The sequence below is a fragment of the Blautia sp. CAG:257 genome (genome assembly GCF_000433815.1).
Lineage (GTDB): Bacteria > Bacillota > Clostridia > Lachnospirales > Lachnospiraceae > Blautia_A > Blautia_A caecimuris.
In genome coordinates this window covers 3,394-3,628 of sequence record NZ_HF999124.1, presented here as the reverse complement: position 1 = coordinate 3,628, position 235 = coordinate 3,394, and the positions used below count along the sequence as shown (strand labels likewise).

Sequence of the window (235 nt, the reverse complement as noted above, 5' to 3'; positions counted from 1 at the left end):
CCCTGCCACTTCTAGGGTTGCCCATACCGGGTCTCCGGAAAACAGCTGGTTGTAAGAAGGAATACGGGCAAATTTTACCATACGGAATTTCATAACCATATGGTCAACAAGCTCCTGAGCCTCTTTCTCTGTAAGGATTCCTCTCTGAAGGTCTCTCTCAATATAAATATCAAGGAAAGTGGAGATACGTCCAACACTCATTGCAGCTCCGTTCTGAGTCTTGATAGCTGCAAGA

The 235-nt window shown here is 45.5% G+C and carries 1 protein-coding gene; it reads right to left on the bottom strand.

All coding sequences use genetic code 11. The features are described from left to right. A partial coding sequence (locus tag QVP40_RS13320; RefSeq protein WP_288200594.1) for a pyruvate formate lyase family protein occupies window positions 1–235 on the bottom strand: 235 nt, incomplete at both ends.